The sequence below is a fragment of the Streptococcus bovimastitidis genome, from assembly GCF_001885095.1.
GTDB lineage: Bacteria > Bacillota > Bacilli > Lactobacillales > Streptococcaceae > Streptococcus > Streptococcus bovimastitidis.
In genome coordinates this window covers 488,183-506,927 of the sequence record NZ_LZDD01000002.1, presented here as the reverse complement: position 1 = coordinate 506,927, position 18,745 = coordinate 488,183, and the positions used below count along the sequence as shown (strand labels likewise).

At 32.2% G+C, this 18,745-nt stretch carries 14 protein-coding genes, 3 tRNA genes and 1 other annotated feature; of the genes, 8 read left to right on the top strand and 9 right to left on the bottom strand.

Annotated features, from left to right (window positions below):
* Positions 1 to 138: 138 nt before the first annotated feature.
* From dnaA to A9Q68_RS08200, 3 genes are all read right to left on the bottom strand, one after another.
* Positions 139 to 1,494, bottom strand: coding sequence for a chromosomal replication initiator protein DnaA (dnaA, locus tag A9Q68_RS08210; RefSeq protein WP_071794221.1), 1,356 nt, complete (start codon positions 1,492 to 1,494; stop codon positions 139 to 141).
* 235 nt (positions 1,495 to 1,729) lie between these two features.
* Positions 1,730 to 2,503, bottom strand: a complete 774-nt coding sequence (locus tag A9Q68_RS08205; protein ID WP_071794220.1) for a ParB/RepB/Spo0J family partition protein — start codon at positions 2,501 to 2,503, stop codon at positions 1,730 to 1,732.
* Between the two features lie 78 nt (positions 2,504 to 2,581).
* Positions 2,582 to 3,778, bottom strand: a complete 1,197-nt coding sequence (locus tag A9Q68_RS08200; RefSeq protein ID WP_420806781.1) for a S1C family serine protease — start codon at positions 3,776 to 3,778, stop codon at positions 2,582 to 2,584.
* Between the two features lie 196 nt (positions 3,779 to 3,974).
* Between A9Q68_RS08200 and rlmH the strand changes: the two genes are divergently transcribed.
* Complete coding sequence (gene rlmH, locus A9Q68_RS08195) at positions 3,975 to 4,454, top strand: 23S rRNA (pseudouridine(1915)-N(3))-methyltransferase RlmH (protein WP_071794218.1); 480 nt, start codon at positions 3,975 to 3,977, stop codon at positions 4,452 to 4,454.
* Between the two features lie 52 nt (positions 4,455 to 4,506).
* On the opposite strand, the gene A9Q68_RS08190 is transcribed toward rlmH, so the two are convergent.
* Positions 4,507 to 4,580: transfer RNA gene (locus tag A9Q68_RS08190), tRNA-Arg, on the bottom strand.
* Positions 4,581 to 4,753: 173 nt separating this feature from the next.
* Between A9Q68_RS08190 and A9Q68_RS08185 the strand changes: the two genes are divergently transcribed.
* Together A9Q68_RS08185 and A9Q68_RS08180 are read left to right on the top strand one after the other, a co-directional pair.
* A tRNA-Glu gene (locus A9Q68_RS08185) sits at positions 4,754 to 4,825 on the top strand.
* 38 nt (positions 4,826 to 4,863) lie between these two features.
* Positions 4,864 to 4,937: transfer RNA gene (locus A9Q68_RS08180), tRNA-Asn, on the top strand.
* Between the two features lie 21 nt (positions 4,938 to 4,958).
* On the opposite strand, the gene A9Q68_RS08175 is transcribed toward A9Q68_RS08180, so the two are convergent.
* From A9Q68_RS08175 to A9Q68_RS08165, 3 genes are all read right to left on the bottom strand, one after another.
* Entirely contained in the window at positions 4,959 to 7,541 is a 2,583-nt protein-coding gene (locus A9Q68_RS08175; protein ID WP_071794217.1) for a YfhO family protein, read from the bottom strand.
* Between the two features lie 57 nt (positions 7,542 to 7,598).
* A complete protein-coding gene (locus A9Q68_RS08170) occupies positions 7,599 to 9,218 on the bottom strand; it encodes an ATP-binding cassette domain-containing protein (RefSeq protein ID WP_071794216.1) in 1,620 nt (539 codons plus the stop codon).
* A gap of 78 nt (positions 9,219 to 9,296) precedes the next feature.
* On the bottom strand, positions 9,297 to 10,169 hold the full coding sequence (locus tag A9Q68_RS08165; RefSeq protein ID WP_071794215.1) for a YitT family protein: 873 nt from the start codon (positions 10,167 to 10,169) through the stop codon (positions 9,297 to 9,299).
* 129 nt (positions 10,170 to 10,298) lie between these two features.
* Positions 10,299 to 10,526: a binding site (T-box leader), on the top strand.
* Between the two features lie 43 nt (positions 10,527 to 10,569).
* On the opposite strand from A9Q68_RS08165, the gene trpS reads away from it, so the two are divergent.
* From trpS to A9Q68_RS08150, 3 genes are all read left to right on the top strand, one after another.
* The gene (gene trpS / locus A9Q68_RS08160; protein WP_071794214.1) at positions 10,570 to 11,592 is read left to right on the top strand and encodes a tryptophan--tRNA ligase; all 1,023 of its coding nucleotides are present in this window, start codon (positions 10,570 to 10,572) and stop codon (positions 11,590 to 11,592) included.
* 243 nt (positions 11,593 to 11,835) lie between these two features.
* The gene (gene guaB, locus A9Q68_RS08155) at positions 11,836 to 13,317 is read left to right on the top strand and encodes an IMP dehydrogenase (RefSeq protein ID WP_071794213.1); all 1,482 of its coding nucleotides are present in this window, start codon (positions 11,836 to 11,838) and stop codon (positions 13,315 to 13,317) included.
* 172 nt (positions 13,318 to 13,489) lie between these two features.
* Positions 13,490 to 14,350: a GRP family sugar transporter gene (locus tag A9Q68_RS08150; RefSeq protein WP_071794212.1), complete on the top strand. Its 861-nt coding sequence runs from the start codon at positions 13,490 to 13,492 to the stop codon at positions 14,348 to 14,350.
* 40 nt (positions 14,351 to 14,390) lie between these two features.
* Here the strand turns inward: A9Q68_RS08150 and recF are convergent, their stop codons facing one another.
* Both recF and yaaA read right to left on the bottom strand, forming a co-directional pair.
* Positions 14,391 to 15,488: a DNA replication/repair protein RecF gene (recF, locus tag A9Q68_RS08145; protein ID WP_071794211.1), complete on the bottom strand. Its 1,098-nt coding sequence runs from the start codon at positions 15,486 to 15,488 to the stop codon at positions 14,391 to 14,393.
* 2 nt (positions 15,489 to 15,490) lie between these two features.
* Positions 15,491 to 15,862, bottom strand: a complete 372-nt coding sequence (gene yaaA, locus A9Q68_RS08140; RefSeq protein WP_071794210.1) for a S4 domain-containing protein YaaA — start codon at positions 15,860 to 15,862, stop codon at positions 15,491 to 15,493.
* Between the two features lie 328 nt (positions 15,863 to 16,190).
* Between yaaA and yfmF the strand changes: the two genes are divergently transcribed.
* Positions 16,191 to 17,438, top strand: coding sequence for an EF-P 5-aminopentanol modification-associated protein YfmF (yfmF, locus tag A9Q68_RS08135; protein ID WP_071794209.1), 1,248 nt, complete (start codon positions 16,191 to 16,193; stop codon positions 17,436 to 17,438).
* Positions 17,435 to 18,718, top strand: coding sequence for an EF-P 5-aminopentanol modification-associated protein YfmH (gene yfmH, locus A9Q68_RS08130; RefSeq protein ID WP_071794208.1), 1,284 nt, complete (start codon positions 17,435 to 17,437; stop codon positions 18,716 to 18,718). Before yfmF ends, yfmH begins: the two co-directional genes overlap by 4 nt.
* Positions 18,719 to 18,745 lie beyond the last annotated feature (27 nt).

Below are 18,745 nucleotides of genomic sequence, written 5' to 3'. Positions count from 1 at the left end.
TATAAGTATAATATTTAGTAGTAGTAGTAGGTCTTGTGGACAAGGGGGATAATTGACTTAATCCCACGCGCCGTAAGCTCTCAAGCTTGTTCACAACTTGTGGAAAAGTTTGTATTGTTTTCCGACTTTTTCCACAGTCTATTTAATTTTATTTTTGATGGTGTCAATTTCAATGCGGAGACTTTCATCTTCAACAATCATATTTTTGATTTTGTTGTAAGCATGAAGAACAGTTGAATGATCTCGCCCACCAAACTCTTTTCCAATCTTAGGTAGTGAATTATCTGTTAACTCACGTGCTAGATACATGGCAACCTGACGTGCCATAACGATATTCTGTGTTCGTTTAGTTGCTTTAATTTCTTTAACAGTCACATCATAAAATTTCCCAACTTGAATTTGAATTTCTTCAATAGGTATGATGGTCATTTTTGGAGTGTCTAATTTTCTTGCGCGAATAGCCTCCGCAGCAATATCAACTGTGATTTTATCAATCTGTTTAAAGTTGGCAACAAGACTAATGTCTTTTAAGGCACCTTCTAGGTCTCTGACATTTGAATCAAATTGACCTGCTAAGTATTCAATAGTGTTTTGAGGAAAAGTAAAGTTATAATCTTGAATTTTATTGGTTAAGATAGCAACTCTTGTTTCAAAATCTGGTGGTGTAATATTAACTGTTAGTCCCCATTTAAAACGTGTCACCAATCTTTGTTCCAAATCGTTTAGTTGGTCAGGTGTTCGGTCACTGGTTAAAACGATTTGTTTATTTTTATCATGGAGAGCATTGAAGGTATTAAAGAATTCTTCTTGTGTTCCAGAAAGTGTTTTCTTAGCTAGTGATTGGATATCATCAATTAAAAGGACATCTAAACTTCTAAATTTTTCCTTTAATTCATCCATGGTATCAAGTCTAATATGAACAACAAACTCATTAATAAAGTTTTCTGCAGTGATATACTTAACACGCGCATTTGGATTTTCTTTAAGGACTTCATTACCAATAGCATTTAATAAATGGGTTTTACCAAGTCCTGGTCCTCCCCAAATAAATAAAGGATTATAAGTTGATCCAGGGGTGTTAGCAACAGCAAGTGAGGCTGCAATAGCCCATTTATTTTCATCTCCTTGAACAAAATTATCAAAGGAGTATTTTTGATTTAAATCAGTATCTACAAGGGGTAGGGAGCGTACCGGTTGAGGTGAAAATCTCTGGCCAAATTGAGGAGCCTCAGAAACAACTTGTAATTCCTCTTCAGATGTAAATTCAACGTCAATTTGAGTATTAAAAATTTCAAAACCAGCAGTCAAAATGACATTTTTTAGATGTTGTTCCCAAAAAAGTATTTTTACTTTATCGAGATAGATAGTAGCAACATTATTCTCAACTTTAATTAACTTAGCATCAAGAACAAAAAATTCATAAGTTGTCTGCTTTAATTCGATATTAGCTAGTTCCAAGACCCTATTCCAAAAAATAGTTTCATTTTCAGTCATTTTAGTGTCCTTCTATGGTAAATTCTAGGTCTATTCTAACATAAAAATAGAGAGTTTTCCACAGTCTTTTCATTATAGATTTAGAGTAATCCACAACTTGTGGACAAAATATTCACATTGTTAATTTAACTTATCCACAAGTTGTGGGTAAGTTAGGAATATATTAGTATATAAGGAATAATAGACAATAAATGATGTGGAAAAACTTGTGAGATAAAAAAAGATTATCAACAAGCTATTTTAGCTTGTTGATAATTCTGTTAAGTTCTTCTTGGTCTTGAAATGAAAATTGTAATTGTCCGCTTCCATCTTTTTTCTGTTTAATGGTTACAGCAATTCCAGTTGCTTTTGCTAGATCCTCCTCAACAGCCTTAATGAAGATATCTTTAGCTTTTTTTTGTATTTTGACTTTTTTCTCAGACTTAATTAATTCCTCTGTTTGTCTAACACTTAAATTTTTAGATAGAATTTGCTGGAATATCTTCTCCATCTTCTTCTTATTATCAATACCTATCAGACAACGAGCATGTCCAGAACTAATCTGTCCACTTTCGATAGCTTCTAAAATATAATTTGGTAGTTGTAATAATCTGATGCTGTTTGTAATATAAGGACGTGATTTCCCCATAAAACTTGCTAATTCTTCATGGGTTAATTGGTTCTTACTTAAAATATTTTGAAAAGCTTTGGCCTCTTCAATTGGATTTAAATTGGATCTCTGCAGATTTTCAATAATAGCCTGATGCATACTTTCAGTAGCTGAAAGTTCTTTAACAATAGCCGGTATTTGTTCCATTCCTGCTAATTGTGAAGCTTTTAGACGTCGCTCACCTGCAATTAATTCATAACCATATATAGCAGATGGTCGAACAATAATTGGTTGAATAAGACCATTTCGTTTGATTGAATGAGCTAACTCTTGTAATTCGTCATTTTCAAAATGAAGTCTCGGCTGGTAAGGATTGGCGACAATATCTTTGATATCTAAGACTTTAAGTTCTTCTTTCATACTTATCCTTTACAAGTAAAATACCTTTACGTTATTGTAAAGGTATTTTACAGTATTTGTCAATATTGTTTGACAGTATTAATTGAGGTCTTTAGTTGTTTTTGTTAATTTAATAGTTTCTGTCTTCTTATCTTTACCGCGATAGAAGGTTACTTTAATACTATCATTTATTTCATGACCATAAAGAATACTTTGTAAATCGCTTGTCGTTGCAACAGCTTCTCCGTCAATTTCAGTTATAATGTCATACTGTTCAAGTTTATCAGAAGCAGGCATGCCTTTTTTAACATTGGCAACAACTATACCACTCTTCACGTCTTTAGGAACATCCAATTGTTCTAAAGCATTTGTAGATAAATCACCTAGATTTACCATTGAAATTCCAAGAGCTGGTCTAACAACTTCTCCTTTACCTTCTAATTGGTTAATAATTTTAACCACATCATTAGCTGGAATAGCAAATCCCATACCTTCTACAGCACTTCCAGAAGAATCGGATTGAGAAATTTTACTTGAATTAATTCCAATAACTTGACCTTCAATATTAATCAAGGCACCACCTGAGTTACCTGGGTTAATTGCAGCATCAGTTTGGATAGCATTTGTAGAGACAGTTTCCCCTTCTTCATTTTTTAAGGTAACTGTACGACTTAGACTTGAGACAATTCCCTCAGTTACTGAATTAGCATATTCTGTACCTAGTGGGCTACCAATTGCAATAGCAACTTCACCAACATTAATTTTTGAAGAATTAGCAAATTTAGCTACCGATTTAATTTTGTCTGAAGAAATTTTAACAACAGCTAAATCAGAATAGGTGTCAGCACCAACTAATTTACCAACTACTTTGGATCCATCTGCAAGTAAGATTTCTATACGTTTTGCTTTATCAATAACATGGTTATTAGTGACAAGATAGGCATCTTTCCCATCTTTTTTATAAATAACACCTGATCCTTCACTATAAATAGCTAAGCCATCATCTTCTTTAGGTGCATCCTCACCTTGATTAAAAATACTAGGCATCTGATTTTCAGAATTATATTCTTGGTAATTTATAACAGATACGACAGCATTTTGAACAACTTTTACAGCTTTTGTTGTATTTGTAGTATTTTTATAGGTGACTTTACTAGTTGTAGTTGGTTTTGCAATGACATCTTGATTGTCAGAGTTAGATTGAAAGTTATTTAAGGTGAAAAATGCAATGGCCCCACCAATAATACCAACTACTAAAACACCAAATAGTTTTGCGATAAATTTCATTATAGACAAACTTTTACCCTCCACTCTTTTTTTTCATCTTATAAAATACTGCTTAATTATACCTTAAATTAGAAAAAAAGAAAAGAAATCCACAACTTGTGGAAAACTTATTGAATTTTTGGATAAGTCCTTATTTCATCAACTTTGATGGAATATATTTTTGTGGATAAATTAAGTTCCCTATAAGTTATGTTACAATAACTATATGAAAGTTAAAATTATAAGTGTTGGAAAATTAAAAGAAAAATATTTAAAAGATGGTATTGCAGAATATCAAAAAAGACTATCTCGCTTCTGTCAGCTTGAAATGATTGAATTACCAGATGAAAGAACACCTGACAATACAAGTATTTTAGAAAAAGAAAAAATAATTGCTACTGAGGGAGACCGAATTGAGAAAAAAATCGGCCAAAGAGACTTTGTTATTGTTCTTGCAATAGAAGGTAAAGCATTTTCATCTGAAAAATTTAGTCAATATCTTTCAGATGCAACTGTACGTGGTTATTCTGATATTACTTTTATTATTGGAGGTAGCCTTGGACTAGATCCAAGAATAAAAAATAGAGCAAACTTACTAATGAGTTTTGGTCTTCTAACATTACCTCATCAATTAATGCGACTAGTCTTGATTGAACAAGTCTATCGTGCCTTTATGATCCGCGAAGGTAGTCCATATCATAAATAAAATGTTTCACATGAAACAAAAAAGCATTACGAATTTCGTAATGCTTTTACTTTGATCCCAGCAGGATTCGAACCTGCGACCGTTCGCTTAGAAGGCGAATGCTCTATCCAGCTGAGCTATGAGACCTTAACTTCCTTATTTTAACAGAAAGGGGTTAATTCTGTCAATGCTATATTAAGATTGGAGCATATTATATGAAGTGAAAAAATAGAATTTTTTTTCAAAAAAATGTAGACAAAATAAAAAGTTCTGATATAATAATAAGAGTGTTAAGGAGAACGTCTCCATTAATTACTTCTGGTCCGTTGGTCAAGGGGTTAAGACACCGCCTTTTCACGGCGGTAACACGGGTTCGAATCCCGTACGGACTATCATAATTGCTGAGAGGCAATTTTTTTTGTAATCTTATTCCGGCATAGCTCAGTTGGTAGTAGCGCATGACTGTTAATCATGATGTCGTAGGTTCGAGTCCTACTGCCGGAGTATTCAAAAACAACCAATTATTTATTGGTTGTTTTTTCTTTGCCTAAAGTTGAAAGTGAAGTATATTAAAGCTAGGACAACACTAACAACTGAAATGATGACACCCTCTTTAAATCCATTTGGAATAAAACTTAATTCAATCTTTCCTTTTCCTTTTTTTACATCTAATAGTATGAAACCATCTTGAGCTTTTCGAATTGGTACTTTCTTCCCATTTCTTTTAGCTTGCCAACCCTTGTCGTAAGGTATTGTTAAAAAAAGTGAAGAAGGTTTATCAGTTTGATAAGAAACGGAAACCTGATTGTTTTTATGACTGACCTTGACTGGACGTTTTTGAATTTCAGCGATAGCATTCTTATATTTTTCTGTATTAAGACTATAAAAATGAGGGTTATTAAATGCTATCGACTTATTATTTGGAAAGATTAATTGAACTTCAACATTTTGTTGTTTTGGAAAATAGCCAATGTCAAAGAAACTAAAAACATTGTCCGTTGTAAAATGACTTGTCTTCCCATTAATTGATACAAGAACATCTTTATTATCTTGATTTTCAAAGATAATATTAGGTAAACTTAAATACATTTGTGACTCTTTTGGAATGTTAAGACGATACGTAACTACAGTGTCATTAGCACTACCAATTGCTTGTTGTTTTACTTGATTTGTAAATAGTTTCGCTTGTGAAAGAATTTGTGCCCCTTGTTCTTGGAAATATAAAAAGTTTTTTCCAGAGAGATCATTTAAGAGCTTCGTTTGATTATCTAAAGTGTTTACTGTAAACTTACTATCACGATAGTTACCATCTGTTAATATTGCAAGGGGAAGTGCATAAGCATTCTTATAGAGTACAGTATCGCCAACTTGCCTCATTTTATTAAATCCATACTTATTCATGTATGTCTCGCTTAAATTGTATTTAACAGCAAAAATACTATCACTAATCAAGGTGTTATTTTGATACCTTAAATTTAAATTTGTTCCTTCTGATTTAAAACCTAATCGATCTAAAATTCTGCTAGATTGTCTATTTCGAATTGACGAAAATTGAGATATGCCATTGTAATTAAACTTCATACCGTCATTGCCAGTTTGAGGAAGTAATCTCTCAGTTCGATAGAATGTATGATCAGTTTGTTTTTGATAGTTTACAAGTTGGTCAATACTATTGAGATTACGATTATAAGATTCTCTACTTGGAAATACCCATTCTTCTTCAAGTCCTGTAACTAAATAATAAGTATTAAGTGTTGTTTCTAGAGTTGTAAAGAGTAATGTAAAGATCGTAATGATTAATACTGGAAAATGAAACTCTTCCAAACTAATTAGAATGATTGTATAAGCAGCAAGAAAAGAAATGGTTAAAAGGAATAAACCTGGATTTAAAAAAGAATAATGTTCTATAAAGAGGAAGGGACTAGCTAATATTAAGCTAAAGGAAACAAAAGAAGTTACAATTGATGACAATTTAATTTCTTCTAAGTGAGACAGTGTTTCACATGATAGTAGAATTAATAGTAATGGAATAGACCAGGCATAGCGATGTAAAAACATATTTGGAGCATGCATGGCTTGCCAAAAAAGATCTAAAGGTTGTAAATAATAACTGGCGCAAATAAAAATGAGTAACAAAAAATAGGAAAAGCGAATTTGCCACTTTATTGACTTGACAGTAAAGTAAAGAATAGTCAATAAAAGGGGAAATAGACCTACATAAATCATAGGGATAGCATCAAATTTTGTTGTATCATAAGTACCTAATATATTCTTCGCAACTAAATCAAGGTACCAAGAATTATCTGTAAGAAGATTTGTTATTTTTGTAAAACTTTCTCCTTGGTTTTTTAAATCAAGAAAGGTAGGAAGTAACATAAAGGAAGCAGATAAGGCTGCTAAAACTGAATTAAATACAAATCTTGTAAATGTTTGAAATCTTTTCTTTACTTTCTCTAGTTTTAATAATTGAATAAAGAGGTACAGACTTAAAAAAATTGAAACCATATAAGCAAAATAATAATTTTGAATGAATAATATGGTTAATGTTGAGTAGTATAAGAGTGGTTTAGATTCAATTAATTTGTGTAAACCAAGTATGATTAAAGGTAGAAGGATAAATACATCTAACCAAGTATTAATTTCAAATTGACTGCTTAAAAAGCTCATTAATGCAAATGCAGTTGATAATCCAAGTAAAAAATAGGGTTTTACTTTACTGTAAATATGGTGTAAAGAATAGAAGGTTGACAGTCCAATCAAGCCAAATTTAATTAGGGTAAATAGATAGATTGCATCAGGCATTGATTTAATATCAAAAAAATAGTAAAAAGGTGACAGAAAACTTCCTAAATAATAACTGCTTAATGCATAAAAGTTGAGACCTAAACCACTTGTAAAGGTGTAAAAAATACTATCTGATCCATGAAGAATATTTCTTAAATTTTGAGCAAAAACAACATATTGATGGAAACCATCACTAGCCAAAAGTGTTTTTTCACTACCCCAATAGATTCCCTTAGAGAATAAGACAACTATCATAATGAGTGATGGCATAAGAAAACTAATTGGATAATTCAGTATGAAAAATTTTTTATTATGATGACTCATCTCTTCTCCTTCTCTTATTTATTCTAAAAAATAATAAGGCGTTTCCGCCTTATTTTTTTATTTCCAAAGTTCTGCTACTTTCGCTTGTACTTCTTGATTTTCAAGGAATTCATCGTAAGTTTCATCGATACGGTCAATAACACCATTTTTTGAAATCACAACAATGTGATTAGCAATTGTTTGAATAAATTCATGGTCATGGCTGGCAAAAATAACGGACTCTTTAAAATCTTTAATGCCATCATTTAAACTAGAAATTGATTCTAGGTCTAAGTGATTTGTTGGATCATCTAAAATTAATACATTTGATTTTAATAACATTAACTTAGATAACATAACACGTACTTTTTCACCACCAGATAAGACGTTAACTGATTTTTTTACCTCATCTCCAGAGAAGAGCATTCTTCCTAAGAAACCACGTAAGAAAGTATCATCGTCTTCACCTTTAGCAGCAAATTGTCTTAACCATTCTAAAATAGATTCACCACTAGCAAAGTCCTTAGAGTTATCTTTTGGTAGGTATGATCTACTTGTTGTGACACCCCATTTGATTGTTCCTTCATACTCAATATCATCCATGAGTGCACGCATTAATGCTGTTGTTTGAATATCATTTTGACCAATTAATGCTGCTTTATCACCTGGACGAAGTATAAAACTAATATTGTCGAGGATTTTTTCTCCGTCAATTGTAACTGATAGATTTTCAACTGTTAGAAAATCATTTCCCATCTCTCTTTCAGCTTTAAAATTGATAAATGGGTATTTTCGACTTGAAGGGACAATTTCTTCTAATTCAATTTTATCAAGCATTTTTTTACGTGATGTTGCTTGTTTTGATTTAGATGCATTAGCAGAAAAGCGAGCAACGAATTCTTGTAGTTCTTTTATTTTTTCTTCAGCTTTTGCATTACGGTCTGATTGAAGACGGGCAGCTAATTCAGAAGATTGTTTCCAGAAATCATAGTTACCAACATACAACTTAATTTTCCCAAAGTCTAAGTCAGCCATATGGGTACAAACTTTATTTAAGAAATGACGGTCATGGGATACAACGATAACTGTATTTTCAAAATCAATCAAAAAATCTTCAAGCCAAGCAATTGACTGAATATCCAAACCATTGGTTGGTTCGTCTAGTAATAGAACATCAGGTTTACCAAAAAGAGCTTTGGCTAAGAGAACTTTAACTTTTTCCCCATTAGCTAATTCACTCATAGTTTGATAGTGTAATTCTTCAGAAATATTTAAATTCTGAAGTAATTGTGAAGCTTCACTTTCAGCTTCCCAACCACCAAGTTCAGCAAAAAGTCCTTCTAGTTCTGCTGCACGGACACCATCTTCTTCAGAAAAATCTTCTTTCATATAAATAGCGTCTTTTTCTTTCATGATATCGTATAGCTGTTCATTTCCCATGATAACAACATCAATAACACGTTCTTCTTCGTAGTCAAAGTGGTTTTGTCGAAGAACAGAAAGACGTTCATCTTGTCCAAGTGAAATATGACCTGTTGAAGGTTCAATATCTCCAGCTAAAATTTTTAAAAATGTTGATTTTCCAGCACCATTGGCACCAATTAAACCATAAGTGTTACCTGCAGTAAATTTAATATTAACTTCATCAAAAAGTTTGCGATCACTAAATCGTAGTGAAATATCTGAAACAGTAAGCAATTTGTCACCTCATCTTATTTATCTAATCTTCATTGTACCTGAAAAAGCCCCTTTTATCAATAAGAAAGGGGCTTTGCTTTACATTGGTAATAAAACATCTTCATCTTCACGTTTATAGTGTTTAGTGACACTAAAGCCGCGACCAACAACTTGAGCTGCAGGCATGACAACGATAAATGCTGTATCATCAATTTCTAGAATTTTTTCTTGTAAACTTGGAAGTTCATAGGTTGAAATAATTGCCATTAACATGACTTTATCAGATGTTGTATACCCCCCACGAATTGGAATCTTTGTAACACCACGGTCCATAACTTGAGTGATATGGTCTTTGATACTTTGATATTCTCTTGAAATAATCATGACATTCTTAGAAGAATCAAAACCATTTTCCATAATAGAAATGACATAACCAACTACCAAGAGACCAATGGTTGAATACATGACATCATCTGCAGTAAGTGAGATGAAACCCATTAAAACACTAATTCCATCTACAATTGTCATAGCAACGCCCAGACTTAAAGGAGAATATTTATGGAGCATTTGTGTTAAAATACCCGTACCCCCTGTCGAGGAATTTCCCCAAAAAACCATACCTAAACCAATACCAACGATTATACCGCCAAATATTGCGGCTAAAAGCTGATTATGAGTGATAGTTGGGAGAAAATTAGTAACTCTAATAGCGATAGGATATATCCAGGAACCATATAAGGTTTTAACGAATGTTTGTTTTCCTAAGAAAAAATAACAAAGTATTAATAGAGGAATATTACTAACCATTAAAAAAAGCGATGGGCTAATTCCAAGAAGTTCTTTAATAACAACTGAAATTCCGACCATACCACCTGATGCAATATTATTGTGGACAAACATTGTATTGAAACCAACTGCTGTAATAAAAGATCCCAATGTTACATATAGGACATCCTTTACCCTACTTTTCATTACTTATTTTCTCCTTACATTTATTTCTAAAAAGACTTAGGAAATCATTATCTCTTATAAGGGGCTAAAGAGTCAAGCTATATTTTCAAAAAAATTGAAAGAATGTTGACAAAAATCATTAATTTTCATAAAATGGTCTTGAATTAGATGAGTAACTTTTCTTGTGTTTTAAGAGAACTAGTGGTCGCTGTGAACTAGTAACACAATTAGTGAAATGGGCTAATGGATGAATAATGATAGGAATCAATAACTGTCAGGACTAGCACCCCTTATCGTGCAACTTTCTGCTACTTAGAAAGTATGAGATGATATATTATTATATCAACTGAGGTGGTACCGCGTTCTAACGCCCTCACGCAATTTTTTGCGTGGGGGTTTTTGATATATAAAGGAGAAGAAAATGACAAAGCCAATAATTTTGACTGGTGACAGACCTACTGGAAAACTTCATTTAGGTCACTACGTTGGAAGTTTAAAAAATAGAGTACTTTTACAAAATGAAGATAAGTATCAAATGTTTGTCTTTCTTGCAGACCAGCAAGCTTTAACTGATCATGCTAAAGAATCTGAAATGATTCGAGATTCAATTGGTAATGTTGCTTTAGATTACTTATCTGTAGGATTAGACCCAAGTAAATCAACTATCTTTATCCAAAGTCAAATTCCAGAATTAGCAGAATTAACAATGTATTATATGAATCTTGTTTCTTTAGCAAGATTAGAACGCAATCCGACAGTAAAAACTGAAATTGCACAAAAAGGATTTGGTGAAAGTATCCCTAGTGGTTTCCTTGTTTATCCAATTTCCCAAGCAGCTGATATTACGGCTTTTAAAGCTAATTTAGTACCTGTTGGGAATGACCAAAAACCGATGATTGAGCAAACACGAGAAATTGTAAGAAGTTTCAATAATACCTACAAGACAGATTGTCTTATAGAACCAGAAGGACTATACCCAGCTAATGAAGGTGCAGGTCGTTTACCAGGATTAGATGGTAATGCAAAAATGTCAAAATCTTTAGGTAATGGTATCTATTTATCTGATGATGCTGATACTGTACGAAAAAAAGTAATGAGTATGTACACAGATCCAAACCATATTAAAGTAGAAGATCCAGGTAAAATAGAAGGTAATATGGTTTTCCATTATTTAGATATTTTTGGTCGACAAGAAGATCAAGCCGAAATTCAGGCAATGAAGGAACACTATCAAAAAGGTGGTTTAGGTGATGTTAAAACAAAACGCTATCTTTTGGAAATTCTTGATCGTGAACTAGCACCTATTAGAGAAAGAAGATTGGAATTTGCTAAAGATATGGGAGAAGTTTTTAACATGTTAGAAAAAGGCAGTCAATCAGCACAGGCGGTTGCCGCTCAAACCTTATCTGAGGTAAAATCAGCCATGGGAATCAATTATTTTTAAGAAAAAGAAGCCAGTTTTAAAGACTGGCTTTTTAACTAGTAAAAAAACGAACAAAAAAATGTATTTTTCATAAAAAAAATCGTAAATTTAACCTATATACGAATATTAAAAATCAAAAAACTTGTAATGTTAAAAAATTATTCTCTATTTGTTGACAAATTAATTTAGCGTGATATGATAGTAACAATAAAAAATAGACTGGGTTAATTGCCCAAGAAAATAAATGAAATGAGGATTATTTTAATGTCAAATTGGGACACTAAATTTTTGAAAAAAGGCTATACTTTTGACGACGTATTGCTAATTCCAGCTGAAAGTCATGTATTGCCAAATGAAGTAAATATGAAAACTAAGTTAGCAAAAAATTTAACATTAAATATTCCTTTTATTACTGCTGCAATGGATACAGTTACAGATAGTAAAATGGCAATTGCAATTGCACGTTCAGGTGGTCTTGGAGTTATTCATAAAAATATGTCTATCCTTGAACAAGCAGAGGAAGTTCGAAAAGTTAAACGTTCTGAAAATGGAGTCATCATTGATCCTTTCTTCTTAACTCCTGATCACAAGGTTGCTGAAGCTGAAGAATTAATGCAACGCTATCGTATTAGTGGTGTTCCAATTGTTGAAACTATGACAAATAGAAAATTAGTTGGGATTATAACAAACCGTGATATGCGTTTTATCACAGACTATGATTCATTAATCTCAGAACATATGACAAGTAAAAAGTTAGTTACTGCTGAAGTTGGTACTGATTTAGAAACTGCTGAACATATCCTTCATGAACATAGAATTGAGAAATTACCTTTAGTAGATGACAACGGTCGTTTGTCAGGTTTAATTACTATCAAAGATATTGAAAAAGTAATTGAATTTCCAAATGCAGCTAAAGATACCTTCGGTCGTTTATTAGTTGCAGCAGCTGTAGGTGTCACTTCAGATACCTTTGAACGTGCTGAAGCACTTTTTGAAGCTGGTGCTGATGCCATTGTTATTGATACTGCTCATGGTCACTCTGCTGGCGTACTTCGCAAAATTTCTGAAATCAGAGCACACTTCCCAGATAAGACACTTATTGCCGGTAATATTGCAACTTCTGAAGGGGCACGCGCCCTTTACGATGCTGGTGTTGATGTTGTAAAAGTTGGAATCGGTCCTGGTTCAATCTGTACAACTCGTGTTGTTGCAGGTGTAGGTGTTCCACAAATCACTGCTATTTATGATGCGGCAGCTGTTGCGCGTGAATACGGTAAAACAATTATCGCTGATGGAGGAATTAAATACTCTGGTGACATCGTTAAAGCTTTAGCAGCTGGTGGTAATGCAGTAATGTTAGGGTCAATGTTTGCAGGAACTGACGAAGCTCCTGGTGAAACTGAGATCTATCAGGGACGTAAATTTAAAACATACCGTGGAATGGGTTCTATTGCAGCTATGAAAAAAGGTTCAAGTGATCGCTATTTCCAAGGTTCTGTCAATGAAGCTAATAAATTAGTACCTGAAGGAATTGAAGGCCGTGTTGCTTATAAGGGTGCTGCATCTGATATTGTTTTCCAAATGTTAGGTGGTGTTCGTTCTGGAATGGGCTATGTTGGAGCAGCAACAATCGAAGATCTCCACAATAAGGCTCAGTTTATTGAGATGTCTGGAGCTGGGTTAATTGAAAGTCATCCACATGATGTTCAAATTACAAATGAGGCACCGAATTACTCAGTACATTAATATTACAACTAAGACTAAAAGACTAGACATTGTGTCTAGTCTTTTAGTCTTGTTTAATGTCAAAATTTGAGATATAATTATTCTCCAGGCAATTTTTTATGATAAAAAATTGACAATAATATTGACAATTCTGTAAATTTATTGTCAATAATCATGTAAAGGAGAATTTTCTTTGGAAGGTATATTATATGCTTTAGTCCCAATGATTGCATGGGGTAGCATTGGTTTTGTAAGTAATAAAATTGGTGGACAACCTAGTCAACAAACTTTCGGAATGACTTTGGGTGCATTATTTTTTGCTATTGTGGCATGGATTATTGTCAGACCCGAAATGACTTCTGTTTTGTGGCTATTCGGATTCATTGGAGGATTTTTATGGTCAGTCGGTCAAACTGGTCAGTTTCACGCAATGAAGAATATGGGCGTTTCTGTTGCTAACCCTCTATCTAGTGGTTCACAGTTAGTCTTAGGAAGTTTAATTGGTATTTTTATATTCGGAGAATGGAAACACTCTTATCAATTTATCTTAGGAACATGTGCTTTAATTTTATTAATCGTTGGTTTCTACTTTTCAAGTAAAAAGGATCAAACCAATCAACAATCTGAATTGCATAACTATAATAAAGGATTTAAAGCTTTAACCTATTCTACTATAGGTTATGTATCCTACGTTGTTCTTTTCAATAACATCATGAAATTTGACATGATATCAGTCCTACTCCCAATGGCAATTGGAATGGTATTTGGAGCAAGTTTATTCATGTCTTTCAAACTAAGCTTTGATAAATATGTTTTAAAAAATAGTCTCGTTGGAATAATGTGGGGTATTGGTAATGTTTTCATGTTGTTAGCTGCATCAAAGGCGGGGTTAGCAATTGCTTTCAGTTTCTCACAATTAGGTGCTATTATTTCAATAATTGGTGGAATCCTATTCCTCGGAGAGAAGAAAACAAAAAATGAAATGCGCTGGGTAATAATCGGTATTATTTGTTTTATTATTGGTGCAGTATTACTAGGTGTTGTTAAAGCTTAAAAAGACGAAGAGAATTTTCTCTTCGTCTTTTTTTATTTTACTAATCATCAACTGTAATGTGACCAGAGTTCACATGAAATTTTCTAATATCTTTTGGAAGTTGGGATAGATGATCTAAGCTTGTTGTTGTAATAAAAGTTTGTACCTTTTCTTGTATGACTGTTTCTAATAATTTTGATTGTCTGGTATTATCCAACTCACTCATAACATCATCTAATAATAAAATAGGATTGTCCCCAGTGATTGTTTTCATTAAACTAACTTCTGCCATTTTTAGGGATAATATTAAACTACGATGCTGACCTTGACTTGCGAAGTTTGCATTAATATCATTGATAAAGAAAGAAATATCGTCACGATGAGGTCCGACACTGGTATTTTTTCGGAAGATATCCTTTTGTCTATTTTTTACCAATGCATCTAAAAATGCTTCTTTGATTGAAAGTTGATCATGTTTTTCAAAACTGGGTTGATAAGAAAAATTCAAGTTTTCTAGTCCATTTGAAATAGCCAAGTGATGTCTTTTTGCCTCAGTTTCAAGTGATTTAATAAATTGAATACGCTGTTCAATGACTCTAGTACCATAATCTGCTAGTTGCTCATCAAGAACACCTAAGAAATCACTATTTATGGATATTGCAGTCTTTAAATAAGCATTTCTCTGTTTTAAAACATGATTATATTGAGATAAATCTGATAAATAAACAGGTTTTATTTGTCCAAGATCAATATCAATAAATTTGCGTCTTAAAGCTGGAGCACCTTTAACAAGTTGCAAGTCTTCAGGAGCAAATAGCACGACCATCATATTACCAATATACTCAGACAATTTTGCTTGTTTTAAAGAATTGATTTTGGTTATACGACCCTTTTCTGTTAAATCAATTTCAAGACTAATTGTTCCACTTACTTTACTAATTTTCCCAGAAACCTGCAAATTATTTTTTTTAAAACCTATTAATTCTTTATCGGTTCGAGTGCGATGACTTCTGGTTAAAGCAATAAAGTAAATAGCCTCTAAAAAATTTGTTTTTCCTTGAGCATTATTACCAATAAATACATTTAGTCCTGGAACAAATTCTGCTTGGATTTGTTCGTAATTTCGATAATGCGTTAATTGTAACTCTTTAATCCACATCTTTACATACCTGGAAATCGGACGGGTTTATTAGATTTCTTAGCTTTTGTATGACTTGAGCTTACTTGTTTTTTGGTTGATTTATTCAATTCTTTAACCAACTTTGCGACTCTTACTTTTTCTGCTTGATCACTAAGATAAGTTTCTTTCTCAGATTCACTTGGTTCAACTAATCGTATTCTTACTCCTTGCTCAGGTATTTCGATTTCATCCCCAATTCTAATTTTTTTACCCCGGCGTTTCTCATCTTCACCATTAAATAAGACTATATTCTCAGATAAAAATGATTTAATTGCCCCGCCACTCTGTATTATACCTACTTCCTTTAATAAGGCTTGTAAAGTAATAAATTCTGTAAATAGTTTGTATTCCATGTTTTTTCTCCATTTATAATTCAAAATATTATAGCATAAATAGGCAAGAAATAATAATAAAGCATTAGTGTTGGTTAGAAACTGTATGTTGACCTTCTTCTCAAATAGAACTTCTTATGATATAATAATTTCAGTATTTTTAAGAATTGATGCTCTGAGAATTGAACAGACCTTCAAAGTAAGTGTCTTTGATATTCTCAGGGCTTCTTTTTTATCCTAAAAAAATGTCTAACAAATTACAAGATAGTAAAAAAAGTGTTTATTCTCAAAGGAATCTCTTTAAAAATGGTATAATTTAAGGAATCAGTCTAATGAGTAAGGAAAAATTATGAAAATCGTCGAAGGTGTCCAACTACATCTTATAAAAACAGAAAAATTCAAAACAAATCATATAACTTTAAGATTTTCTGGTGATTTGAGTCAGAAATTAGTTGCTAAAAGGGTATTGGTAGCTCAAATGCTTGCTACAGCCAATGAAGATTATCCAACAGCAAAAGAATTTAGGGAAAAATTAGCAGATTTATATGGAGCAAGTCTTTCCACAAATGTTTCAGTTAAAGGAAAGGTTCATATTGTAGATATTGATATTACATTTATCCAGGATATTTATGCTTTTCAAGGTGAAAAAATCTTAGAAGAAGTGATTGACTTATTAAAAGGAATATTATTTTCACCACTATTATCTGTTGCTCAATATCAACCACGTATTTTTGAGGTTGAAAAGACTAATTTAATGAACTACCTTGAATCCGATAAAGAAGATTCTTTTTATTATGGATCATTACAATTGAAGGAACTCTTCTTTAAGGACACTGATTTACAAGTATCTAAATATGGAACAGCAGATTTAGTTGATAAAGAGACTGCTTATACAAGCTATCAAGAGTTTCATAAAATGCTGATGGAAGATCAAATTGATATCTATATTCTAGGTCAATTTGATGATTATAAAGTTGTTCAATTGTTCCATCAATTTCCATTTGAACCAAGAAAAAAGGAGTTATCGTTTTATTATCAACAAGAATACTCCAATATTGTTTCAGAAAAAATTGATAAAAAGTTGTTAAATCAATCTATTTTGGAATTAGCCTATTATTTTCCATCTGAAAGGTTTAAAGAAGATTATTATGCTTTGACGGTTCTAAATGGTTTACTGGGGTCTTATGCTCACTCAAGATTATTTACAAAAATAAGAGAAACTGAAGGAATTGCATATAGCATTGGTAGTAAAATTGATCGATACTCAGGATTATTAGAAATATATGCAGGTATCGACAAAAAAGATAAGACAAAAGCACTACAATTAATTGTCAAGGAAATTAACGATATAAAAATGGGTCGTTTTTCTAGTCAATTAGTTGAAAAAACAAAACTTATGCTTCAAACTAATGGAGCTTTATCAGAGGATTACTGTAAAGCATTAGTTGACAGTTCATATACACAATCCTATATTGACAATGATTTTTCACTTGAGTTGTGGTTAAAAAAGATTAAATCTGTTAAAAAAATGGATATTATTAAAGCTGCTAACCATCTCAAATTACAGGCACTTTATTTTTTGGAGGCGGATAAGTGATAGATATAGAAAAATTTAGCTATGCTAGTGTAAGAGAAGAAGTCTATCATTCACGGTTAACGAATGGATTAGAAATATATATCATAAAAAAACCATTATTTACAGAAAAAGCAACAATGTTGACAGTTAATTTTGGATCAATTGACAGCAATTTTACAGTTAGAAATAGACCATATCAATATCCCGAAGGGATAGCCCATTTTTTAGAACATAAGCTATTTGAAAATGAATCTGGACAGGATGTATCTCATTACTTTACAGCCTTAGGTGCAGATGTAAACGCCTTTACAACATTTGAAAAAACCTCATACTTCTTTTCAACAAGTAACAACTTTACAAAGTGCTTGACACTTCTTCAAGAGTTCGTCTTGACAGGAAACTTTACAGAGGAAAGTGTTGCTAAAGAACGAAAAATAATAGCGCAAGAAATTGACATGTACCTTGACGATCCTGATTATCAATCCTATATCGGAATTTTACAAAATCTTTTTCCAAATAGTCTTTTATCAAGCGATATTGCTGGAAATCAGAATTCGTTAGAATCTATTACAGCTACTGATTTACAACGAAACTACAAACAGTTTTATCATCCTTCGAACATGACGCTAATTATCGTAGGTGATGTTGATATTGAAGAAACCTATCGGTCAATAGAAGATTGCCAGGAACGGTTAAAACAAAGGAGACCGGCAAAAGCAACAATAGATAAGTTACCATATTCTCCAATTGTTAAGACTAATTCCATGAGTATGGAAATTTCAACACCTAAGTTAGTAGTTGGTTATAGAGGTAAAAAGTTTACAAATGATATCTCCATACTTAGATATAAAGTTGGTTTACGTCTGCTACTATCCCTTTTATTCGGGTGGACTTCGAAAACATATCAAACATGGTACGATCAAGGGAAAATCGATGATTCTTTTGATATGGAAATTGAGATTCAAAGAGACTTTTCCTTTTTACTAATAACCCTTGATACAAATGAACCAATCGCAATGTCTAGTAATATTCGAAAAAAAATCAATAATTTTACTAAATCAAAAGATTTGACGCTAAAACATTTGCAATTATTGAAAAAAGAGATGTTTGGGGATTTTGTTCAAAGTTTAGATTCAATTGAACAAGTGATGAGTCAGTTTAATCTTTTTTTAAACGACCAGGATTCTTATTTTGAAATACCTCAGATAATTGAAACAATAACTCTTGATGATATATTAGCCATCGGAAACGATTTTTTCGAAGGTGCTGAGGCTTCAGATTTCACTGTCTTTCCAAAATAGTGTTTTATTTGATATAATAGACGTAAT

What these genes read in the sequence shown, in the direction of transcription:
- dnaA (WP_071794221.1), bottom strand. Translation starts at nt 1,494, where the DNA reads ATGACTGAAAATGAAACTATTTTTTGGAATAGGGTCTTGGAACTAGCT.
- A9Q68_RS08205 (WP_071794220.1), bottom strand. Translation starts at nt 2,503, where the DNA reads ATGAAAGAAGAACTTAAAGTCTTAGATATCAAAGATATTGTCGCCAAT.
- rlmH (WP_071794218.1), top strand. Translation starts at nt 3,975, where the DNA reads ATGAAAGTTAAAATTATAAGTGTTGGAAAATTAAAAGAAAAATATTTA.
- A9Q68_RS08175 (WP_071794217.1), bottom strand. Translation starts at nt 7,541, where the DNA reads ATGAGTCATCATAATAAAAAATTTTTCATACTGAATTATCCAATTAGT.
- A9Q68_RS08165 (WP_071794215.1), bottom strand. Translation starts at nt 10,169, where the DNA reads ATGAAAAGTAGGGTAAAGGATGTCCTATATGTAACATTGGGATCTTTT.
- trpS (WP_071794214.1), top strand. Translation starts at nt 10,570, where the DNA reads ATGACAAAGCCAATAATTTTGACTGGTGACAGACCTACTGGAAAACTT.
- guaB (WP_071794213.1), top strand. Translation starts at nt 11,836, where the DNA reads ATGTCAAATTGGGACACTAAATTTTTGAAAAAAGGCTATACTTTTGAC.
- recF (WP_071794211.1), bottom strand. Translation starts at nt 15,488, where the DNA reads ATGTGGATTAAAGAGTTACAATTAACGCATTATCGAAATTACGAACAA.
- yaaA (WP_071794210.1), bottom strand. Translation starts at nt 15,862, where the DNA reads ATGGAATACAAACTATTTACAGAATTTATTACTTTACAAGCCTTATTA.
- yfmF (WP_071794209.1), top strand. Translation starts at nt 16,191, where the DNA reads ATGAAAATCGTCGAAGGTGTCCAACTACATCTTATAAAAACAGAAAAA.